Annotated in this window: 9 protein-coding genes and 1 pseudogene; 1 reads left to right on the top strand and 9 read right to left on the bottom strand. The window is 46.2% G+C overall.

Annotation, left to right across the window (positions count from 1 at the left end):
• Positions 1–129: 129 nt before the first annotated feature.
• From V6E55_RS24095 to V6E55_RS24085, 3 genes are read right to left on the bottom strand one after another with little or no spacing between them, the layout of a single operon-like run.
• Entirely contained in the window at positions 130–1,110 is a 981-nt protein-coding gene (locus V6E55_RS24095; protein WP_316944048.1) for a hypothetical protein, read from the bottom strand.
• The gene (locus V6E55_RS24090) at positions 1,107–2,249 is read right to left on the bottom strand and encodes a hypothetical protein (protein WP_316944047.1); all 1,143 of its coding nucleotides are present in this window, start codon (positions 2,247–2,249) and stop codon (positions 1,107–1,109) included. Before V6E55_RS24090 ends, V6E55_RS24095 begins: the two co-directional genes overlap by 4 nt.
• Positions 2,250–2,298: 49 nt before the next feature.
• Positions 2,299–3,726 carry a bifunctional 2-methylcitrate dehydratase/aconitate hydratase gene (locus V6E55_RS24085; RefSeq protein ID WP_316944046.1) on the bottom strand — a complete coding sequence of 476 codons (1,428 nt, stop codon included), beginning with the start codon at positions 3,724–3,726 and terminating at the stop codon, positions 2,299–2,301.
• 411 nt (positions 3,727–4,137) lie between these two features.
• Between V6E55_RS24085 and V6E55_RS24080 the strand changes: the two genes are divergently transcribed.
• The gene (locus V6E55_RS24080; RefSeq protein ID WP_316944045.1) at positions 4,138–5,025 is read left to right on the top strand and encodes a LysR family transcriptional regulator; all 888 of its coding nucleotides are present in this window, start codon (positions 4,138–4,140) and stop codon (positions 5,023–5,025) included.
• A 218-nt stretch (positions 5,026–5,243) separates the two neighbouring features.
• Here the strand turns inward: V6E55_RS24080 and V6E55_RS24075 are convergent, their stop codons facing one another.
• From V6E55_RS24075 to V6E55_RS24050, 6 genes and pseudogenes are all read right to left on the bottom strand, one after another.
• The gene (locus V6E55_RS24075; protein ID WP_316944044.1) at positions 5,244–6,458 is read right to left on the bottom strand and encodes an acyltransferase family protein; all 1,215 of its coding nucleotides are present in this window, start codon (positions 6,456–6,458) and stop codon (positions 5,244–5,246) included.
• A 114-nt stretch (positions 6,459–6,572) separates the two neighbouring features.
• Complete coding sequence (locus tag V6E55_RS24070) at positions 6,573–7,409, bottom strand: MBL fold metallo-hydrolase (RefSeq protein ID WP_316944043.1); 837 nt, start codon at positions 7,407–7,409, stop codon at positions 6,573–6,575.
• 10 nt (positions 7,410–7,419) lie between these two features.
• Positions 7,420–7,746 (bottom strand): hypothetical protein, encoded by a 327-nt coding sequence (locus V6E55_RS24065; RefSeq protein WP_316944042.1) that lies wholly within the window; start codon positions 7,744–7,746, stop codon positions 7,420–7,422.
• Between the two features lie 41 nt (positions 7,747–7,787).
• The gene (locus tag V6E55_RS24060) at positions 7,788–8,351 is read right to left on the bottom strand and encodes a peptidylprolyl isomerase (RefSeq protein ID WP_316944041.1); all 564 of its coding nucleotides are present in this window, start codon (positions 8,349–8,351) and stop codon (positions 7,788–7,790) included.
• A gap of 94 nt (positions 8,352–8,445) precedes the next feature.
• Positions 8,446–9,228, bottom strand: a complete 783-nt coding sequence (locus tag V6E55_RS24055) for an alpha/beta fold hydrolase (protein WP_316944040.1) — start codon at positions 9,226–9,228, stop codon at positions 8,446–8,448.
• Between the two features lie 392 nt (positions 9,229–9,620).
• A pseudogene (locus tag V6E55_RS24050) lies at positions 9,621–9,844 on the bottom strand (hypothetical protein); the annotation flags it as partial.

Below are 9,844 nucleotides of genomic sequence, written 5' to 3'. Positions count from 1 at the left end.
CAGGCAGCCTGTCAAGGTATTCGAAGAGTACCGTCAGGCGGCATAGGCGAGTGTCGCACTTCGAAGTTGAATTCGCGGAGTACTACTACTTACCAACGACATATCCGCAGGTCCTTTATTAGAATGAAATTACGCGCGCAGACTTTCGCTCGCGACGCTCGCCCCTTCGAGATAGGTCAACATCCCAAGCATCAGTACCTCCTCAGGCCGAGCGATAACCGGAGAGCGCGGCGTTTTCCACGGCTGCTTGCTGCCGTTAATACGGATGCTCCTGAGGAAGCAGTAAGCGGTGAGGACATAAAAGCGATGACGCATATTTTCGCCCATTAGCGGCAGCAGTCCGGAAATGCCGCCAATTTCCGGAATTTCGCTGAGAATATTGCCGTAATCCTGTTTCGCCAGAACAAACATGAGCGCGTCTGACATCGGTACCATTTTCACTGCGTCTTCAACCTCGGCTGCCAGTTCATGCCAGAACGAAAAAGCAAAGCGCGAAAAGCCGAAAAGGGGATCGAGGCCACTGACGGAAAAATCAGGATCGATGAAGTGAGTCAATGAACGTTCTTCGTCATAAAGCACGTTGCCAAAATGAAAATTGAAATGAGCCTTTTCAACTGTTCGGAATGCTTCACCGCGCGCCATCTCGATTGCTTTTTCGATAACCTCTCTGGCGGTAATGCTAAAACGGACGCCATTCAGTAAAACCGGTTTATCAAACAGATCGTGCGCAAATCGCGTAGCTTCCCACTCCTCCTGCAACCTGGCTGGCATATCGCTGACCTGTGCAGGTTGGTTTTCTATCTCCAGTCCAATCGCGGTTTGGATGTTCTCCAGGGCATTCAGAACGATTTTGCGCCGCGCCGCGAGCGTTCTTTGTTCATCAAGCACGATAGCCGATAGCGGAAGTGAGGCTTTCTTTTCCAGAACATAAAACTGACGTCCGGCGGCTAACCCCTCGTGTAAAACCGGCACCATCAGTTCCGGGTAAAGAGCATGTAACGCGCCTATTTGCTCAACCTCGGCCTTTAGCTTGCTATTAAAATCAGGGGACATGGCGGTTTTCACCACAAAACCAGAATTTAAAAAATCAACGGTATGGGAACGTGTCATTTTTCAATCTCCTGAAAGGTCGCCACCGGTAGCCCTCGGGCAATATTGCGCGCAACGGCGCGAACAACTGCGGTATACCCCACCGAATTGTTAACAAAGGACTGGATAATCACTTCGCTCAGATTCTGCTTCGCCAAATATGCGGGTCGAAGAATGAGTAAATGGCTGGCGTCAGAGAGAATTGTCGAACAGCGGCGCTCATAGGCATAAGCGCGTCCCCCGAGGGGCGACCGCGAGGCCATCACCACATGAGGATGCAGCTTGTTCACGCGCTCAATGGCAGCTTCAATTAAACCTGTCGTTAAAGCGCCGTTGTCTTCCACGATAAAGCGGTTAATCTGATAACCAGGCGCATGAACTGGCGCGCGAAGCGACACCGTATTCACCAACGGCGCCCACGGCATAACTTTTTTCTGGCTCATGGCAATTTGCGAGAAGCTGGGACGCAGATTGTCGCGGGCATCCTGCATACGGCCTTCAAACGAGCGAGTGCCAAGCACGCCATTCGGCGTATCTGGATGCACAATATCGGTTTCAACCGAAACAATTTGCGAAGCGTTGCCATGGATAGCATTTAGTGCCTCAACCACAACACGTAATGAAGCATGCATCCCGTTGGTCTGGCAGGAACCCAGACAGTACATACCAGAACTTACTACCTTACGCTGAATCGTACTGATATCGTCACTCGTCAGATCGCCAAGGCAGCCATAGATACTTTTTAGGCTATCGGCCTCAGCGACGCCCAGTACTACATTGGCCAGCTCCTGCATATTGCGAGCCACAGGACTGTTCTGATCCATATCCTGTTTGCTGGTGGCAATAAAACCGATATCAAAGCGCCCGTCTACGGGTGGGCAGACTTTGGCTAAATCGCCAAAGAAGAAATGAATTTCACGACCGTCAATTTGCAGCGTATCATCATTGATTATCTCGACCCGGGATTGGATGCCAGGTTGCGCCATCGCCAGACGCGCCACAATGCCATCAATCGGACGTAACTCCGGATAGTGTTTATCAGTAGCAGGCGGATTCGTCACTACGGTCTGCACCACGAAACCATCATTCTGCGGATCGTTTTGAATCAACAGGTTTGCGCCAATTTCTGCACCACAGCCAACCAGTATTGCCTTTTTCACTTCATTCACCTTTAGCGTTATAAATTTATGTCAATGATTCAGAAATGGATTAATGCCAGGAAAAAAGTTTCAGGAACTCATTAACAGACATAGTGTCAAACGCCGAGTCAGAGGTCAGGATATCGGCCAGTCTGTCCGCCCGATCGCGTAGCGGGCTGTCGGACAGATTCAGATGGAATTTGGTTAGCAGTGCGTCAAAACATTCCTCACGGCGATGGACGTGGCCCAGCGGATATTCAATAAGCTCGGCAATCTCCTCAGTCATTCCACGACATTTAATGTACAGCGCATTCGGGATTGCGCGTTTTTCCGAGTCGTAGTAGCTTTCGGTAAACGAAGGACGTTCAGTGCAGGTAATTTTGTGGCGTAAAGCTTCCAGTTGCGGATCGCAGGCCAATGGCTCATGGAAATCCCTAATCGTCAGATTTCCAGTTTGTAGCCCTACCGCTACCATATATTGCAGGCAGTGATCGCGATCGGCTGAGTTATTCAGCACACCTGATTTATCAATAATTTGAATCGCCGGACGCGTCGTTTCCACGCGAACATATTCGATTGATTCAGGTGAATAACCGGAAGCAAGTATTTTTTCACGCAGGTTAATTGCCGCCTCTACCGCGGTCTGAGCATGATATTCAGCAGGATTGGGAACTTTAAACAAAATATTATTGATGACGAAGTCTGAGAGATCTCGCGTCAGGTTGAATGACTGACCGTGTAGCACCGCATCATCAAATCCCCAGCGTTTAGTCGTTAACGCCGTCGGATACCCCATCTCATCGGCCTGGGCAAACAGCGCAAATTGCAGGCCACGAGCGGTGGCATCGCCGGCAGCCCATGATTTACGGGTGCCCGCATTAGGTGCATGACGGTAAGTTCTGAGCGCATGGCCATCAATTATTACGTTGGAAAGCGCACTCAGCGCCTGATCCTTCGATAATCCCATGATTTGTGCGGCTGCAATCGCCGAAGCCACCTTGACCAGCACGACATGATCAATACCTAGCGCATTAAAACAGTTCGACAGGCACAGTACGCCATGAATTTCATACGCCCTGACCATTGTGTTCAAGACCGCCGCCATACTCACCTCTGGCTGGGCGCTATCGGAGAGGCTCCGCCACGCGGCAGCGGCCAGGATTGCCCCAAGGTTATCGGACGGATGTCCCCACTCTTGCGCCAGCCAGGTATCGTTAAACTCAAGCCAGCGGATCATCGAACCAATTTGAAAAGCCGCTTCGATTGGCCCTAACCGCAATGGTGTCCCCATCACCGGGACCCCCTGAGGGTTGCGACTGAATTGCGCGCTGTGCATGAGTCTGGAACAGTCGGCATCTGTAGAGGCGGCTATCGCGCAGCCTATTGAATCCAGCAGACAAAAACGCGCCATCCGGAGCGTCTCATTATTAAAGGCTGTTTGCTCGTAGGCATAATCAACCAGATCGATCATTATTTTATCAAACTCAGCGTGCGCCATGTTTTATCCCATAAACGAAAAGAAGGTTTCATCAATACGAGTAATAAAGGCCAGAAAAGCGAGATAACCGAATACAAGTAGCTATGTAACCAATTGATTATAAAATAGATAATTTGCCTTACTGATGAAATCGTAATTGGCGTGGCAATAAAAAACCAGCGAATAAAATCGAGGTATTCATCGAAAAGATTGATACCTTAATGATATTCAGCAGAGCATGGCTCATTGCAATGGAGATTCAGGGCATGCGAATTGATATACGAATAAGCTTATTGATGACGAACACCTTCGCTGTGACGCTCTCTGGCCAGCACTACCAACACTGGCAATTAGAAACATGATGACAAAACAAACGTTACAAATTATAAATATGATTGAAACATTAAACTAACTTTTAGCATGGGGTCTCAAATGAAGCTAAGTGAACTTCTTGCGTTCGTGACGGTGGTGGAGACAGGGAATATAACCCAAGCCGCAGAGCGCCTGAATCGAGTGCAATCAAGCATTTCCCACCGAATACGAAGTCTCGAGGACAACCTGGATGTCACCCTGTTAGACAGGAAAACCGAAGGATGCACCCCCACAGCGCAAGGCCAGATACTTTATGAGTATGCACTCAAAATTCTGAACCTGGCGGACGATTGCAAAAATAACATTTCCTACTCTAAAAGCAGTCAGTTGACGATAAGAGTTGGAATAATTGAATGTTTACCCCCCTATATTATTAGTTCCTTGATTGATTTAGGCCAGGAGTTGGGCTGGAACATCGACATATCAATCGGCAACACAATTAGTTTACTCAGCGCCTTTGATAAAAACGAATTTGATGCGGTAATTATTGGCGCCGGGTTTTCCAATACGCAACATGCACGTTCCATATTGCTCTCAAGCGAGCTGGTAATTATCACCGAGAAAAATCAACCTCCCATTACTGATATCTCCAGTCTGGATGGCGAAGTCTTTTTGCTCAGTAGCAAAAAATGTGCAACTTCTACGCGCAACTTCAATGTGCTGTTCAATGAATGCAATATCACGCCAAAACGTGTCGTTGAATGCGGATCTTATCCAGTGCTGTTCTCAAGCATTGCCGCGGGTAAAGGGGTATCGTTGGTGTTGCGCTGTTCTATTAGTAGTGAAGTTAAGAGCAAGATTAAGATTCATCAGCTCTCCGGGCAGTTCAATGACTTCAAAATAGAGTTGGTGTACCGAACAGACTGTGCCTATCTGGATATCACCAAATTCACCGGTATGATAACCTCTGTGTTCCAGGATCCTCGGCTGCGCGATATTGGTTATTAACTAACTCATATGGACTGCAAGAATTATGCTCGCACCATATTATAAAATACACCAACCTATTGAAGACGATCGGTAAAGGTGATTAGTGGGGATATGTTGTCATTCAAGGAAAATCTCGTAGAAAGCTGCAGCTTTCATACTGATTAAGCAGTAAAGCGTGGGAGTGCATCTCATTGACGCATGCCTCCCACCAGAAATGCTGAATATTCAATCTTTCATCACGAGGGTTCGCGCAGGCTGACCAACCTTCTTTCCCGAAACTTTGCCAGGATCGTTTTCATCATTGGTACTTCGAAGTATTTGTATAAAAAAGCGGCAAAAGCAATTGACAGAACCAGTGCAACAGCGATGAGCCCAATCCCTTCAGCTAAATCAAATTTTCTTCCTGCCGTTAAATTCAAAAAATAAAACAGTACTAAAAAATGAACCATATAGAATGCATAAGAAATCTCTCCTAACCAAACCGAGGTTGGCGAATTCAATGCAGTGCTTCTGGTTTTCAAGTCATCGCCGGCAAAAGAGGTAATTAACAAGCAAACAGGAATGATAAATACGACACTCATACTGAATTGGTATGAAATATACATAGAAGCAATATACGTTACCACCAGTAATGCAAGTGATGCCGTTTTCGACAAAATAATTGCCCGTCCATTGATGAGCAGTCGTGCAGCAAACATACCGGCCAGAAACTCAAAAATACGCGCCGGAGGGAAAATATACGAAATCCAGAAATGGTGTTGAGAAATAGGGAATGCTCCCATCATTTTATTCGGTTCAGCCCACAGATAGATCGCTACTTGTACTGCTAACGATGCCATGGTGATCAACAACAGGGCCAGTAAATCATGCTTTGCCGGGATCGTCTTCATGATCCGGTAAAGGAATGGAAAAGAGAGATAAAACATCGCTTCGATGCACAAAGACCAACTCGGGCGGTTACCGACAAAAAAGTAATGTACATCGTTAAACCAGGTATTCACCAACAGCAGATTGGTCGACCATACTTTATATTGATAAATACTGACTGCACCAATTAAAAATGCAACCAGCCATGTCAGGAAATGCGTTGGATAAATTTTAGCAAAACGCCGCAGATAAAAATCACCAACGGTATCTGTATCTTTCGCGGACCATACCATGATAAACCCGCTCAAAATAAAGAAATATGACACTCCCAGCCAACCAGCTTTACCGACAATAACGGTATAGATATGTTGAATCGTCGGATTGGCGAATGGGGCGAGATCGCTGGGCAATGATGCATGAAATAAAAAAACTAAAACAGCAGCCCAAAACCTGCTTCCGGTGATGGAAGGAAGCTTAGGCCGCACTGAAAATACTCCTGCCGCTATTGATTGCATCCCAGGCGCGGGATGTGCTTCACCGTAAAGCTCATCACTACTCATTTTTTTTGTTATTACAGCACTCATTACACTCCTCCACAGATGGTGTTTTTATATCGCCAAGTTATTCTGAAATAGAAATATGATTACTGGTATAAAAATTAATAACGGCAAAGCAGTATCGACTCGGATTAATGTCTATTACTTATCGGCAATAATACTATATCCTGAATTAAGCTTTTTAATATAACCAAAACCTTGCTGACCAAAATGCATACCGCCAACAAGAATATGATCGGAACAGGCCATCTCAAGGATGCGCACTCGAGTCTCCGCTGCCAACTGTGGATCATAATCAAAGGCGATAGTGACTTCCGGTTTTAAAAGCTGAATATGTGGGAAATGCACAATATCCCCCCAAATCAATAGACTGTTATGACTGCCGACAATGCTATAGCCGGTATGTCCCGGAGTATGGCCTTTCAAGGGAATAGCACGTATGTTGGTAAGCACTTCACCGTCATCAATTAGCTGAAGCCGATCTTGATACTGTTTAAAAACGCTGCGCGCCAACAGGAAATTACCTTTAACGCGATCGCTGACCGTCGCAAACTGGTTATCGTCTTGCAGATAATCATATTCATCACGGCTGATGAATAGCTCCGCGCGAGGAAATATAGCTTCTGCCTGAGCATTGACCAGGCCACCAATATGATCGGGATGAGCATGAGTGAGTAGAACGGCATCAATATCATCTGGTTGCAAGCCCAGTTTAGCTAAATTATTAACTAAACCGCCCCCCCAACCTTTAATGCCACCAGCACCGCTATCAATGAGGATATTCTTCCCCTGCTGTTGCACTAAAAAGGTATTGATATGAACTGAATTTGGTTCCTCAGGACAGGCTTTTTGCTGAATGGCCCTGCACTCCGCTTCATCTACATTTGCCAGTAGCCCGAAGTCAACCTGCAAGTAGCCATCGCTAACCGCAGTCACTAAGACATCCCCAAGGTCCTTCATAGGCAATTTTTCATTCATATTTTATCCTTTAATTTTTAGCGAAAATATTGTTGACTTGATAAGTAAAACAGCGAATTCTCGCCACAACGCCGATCCTTTCTTTAATTAACAAATCAACCTGATGTAAAAATTCATTCATCACCGGTTCGCTACGAAATATTTCTTGTCTGAGTTTTGCCTCGACATAAACCGGCGTACCATAACCGATGTCAGCAGTGAGATAAGTAATGTGGATATTATTGTCTTTAGCCTGCAGTATCTCTTTGGCTAGATTTGCCAGGGCAGTCGAAAATTCAGCAAAGGCGGCGGAATCCAACCGATATTTTGCTGATGTAGATACAGTAATGCTGGGCATTTAGAAACTACTCCTGCGATAGGTATTTTAGCAACGTGGAACTACACGGTATGGGTGGTCACCAGACGCATGCGTTTAATCACATCTGGATTAATCACCGTGCCCAACTCGGCATCGCCACGGTGGAGTTTATCCACCCATTCCATTCCTTTGGTGACTTGGCCAAAGACGGTATAGTTTTGATCTAAATATCGAGCACGGGTTGAGGTGATAAAAAATTGATGGCAAGCACTGTGCGGATTTCGCGATCTGGCCATACCAATAGTGCCGCGTTCAAACGGCAGATCATTAATCTCCGCAGCCAGTTTTGGCATTAGGCGGGGAGCAAATCGCGTATTTTGTAGCGGCTCACCAGTTTGCGCCATAAACCCATCAATAACCCGAGAAAAAGGTATACCATCATAAAATTTAGACTGTACCAGTGTCTTAATCCGCGCCACGTGATTAGGGGCAATATCAGAAAATAACTTTATCGTGACGATGCCACTATTCAACTCCATCTCAATAGTATCATCTGCAGAACCTAGCCATTTTAATGCGGCAGGCAGCGCGACGGCGCCCGCACATAATCCCAGGCAACCGCCAATAAATAACCGACGATTCATATCATTTACTCCATTCTGGCGACAGAAATTACCGCCTGCCGCTGCATTTGCTCATTAGCCGCGCTGATTGGCCCCTTATCGGGGCATTGATTCATTAGTGTGTTTGCGCTTTCTCAATAAATGTAATGATCTCCTCGGTAAGCGCATCCGGTTTTTCTAAATTAGGTAAATGTGAAGCACCGGGGATAACATGTAATTCGGCATTACGCTTTTGCGCCAGACGTTGCGCGTAGTCTTGCGGGGTCAGCTTATCTTCCGCTCCTCTGACTATAACCGCGCTGACGCCGGGGATATTCATATTCGTCAAATCAGTATCGGCAATAGCTAAAGAACACCCCGAGAAAGCTTCGACCGTTGTATTGCGCAGCATTTTCCTCAGGCCATCAGCTTCAGGCGAGTCGATAAATTGCGGCGTGACCCAATTACTGATAATTCCTCTCTCAAGATGCTCAAGACCATGCTGGAAAACATCCTCCGCCCTTGCGCGCCATAGCGATGGCGGAGCGGCATTCACCAGCGAAGTATCAATAATCACCATCCCCTGTACGCGTTGTGGTAATTTGAAGCCAATCCATTGTGCTATCGTGCCACCAATTGAAACACCTACGACATAGAATTTATTGATTTTCAGATGATCGACGACAGCAATAACGTCATCGGCAAGATCTTTCATTGAAAAAGGTAACGCGTCGACCGCACTTAGCCCATGACCGCGAATGTCCAGGCGGACTACTCGATAACGCTCGGTTAATCGCGGCATTTGCAGATCCCAAAGATGCATATCCGTTCCTAACGAGTGAAGAAGAATCACTGTCGTCGCATTTTCCGGGCCCTGTACATCGACGTGCTGAGTTAATTTCAGTGGTCGGATAAACATTTAAAATCTCCGTATGCTTATTTTTACTTTTATCATTGACTCCGGATGTCGATACACAGCCTCATGTGCGCTGTTATATCAATGAGATCTTTATCTGTTTAAGCTATCCCGCAAGCGCACTTTTTCAGAAAAATCGTAAAGATATTTACTGCATTAACATCGGATAAATGTTCTTATCTTGTTAGCACTAATATTATTAGAGTAATTTTATCCTGTGCTCTAACGGATAATTTCGATATCGCCATCGAATTTATTGATGCGTAAAAGAAACGTATCCTCTTCCTGCTACGCTTAATGCTCGATCTTATAAAAAGGCTCAACCATGAATATTGATTTATCAGGGAGAATCACGCTGGTGACGGCATCTTTGGGGCTGTTTTTCATGCAATGGGCTACACGCCAACGGTGGCCTGCATAGCTGCATGGCGGGCTACTTTACGAGGATTACAGTCGGCGTGGGCCACTGAACTGAAAAACGCGATGTACATGAGTACAAACAAATCTGTTCTCATTGCAAGCCCCTCAGTTGATAACAACACGGGCTTTGTTGAATAAATCGAACTTTTGCTGAGTTGAAGGATCAGATCACGCATCTTCCCGACAACGCAGACCGTTC

The organism is Enterobacter sp. 342 (assembly GCF_036663495.1).
GTDB lineage: Bacteria > Pseudomonadota > Gammaproteobacteria > Enterobacterales > Enterobacteriaceae > Enterobacter.
Note: the sequence above shows the minus strand (reverse complement) of the source record. Positions and strands in the feature narration are given on the sequence as shown.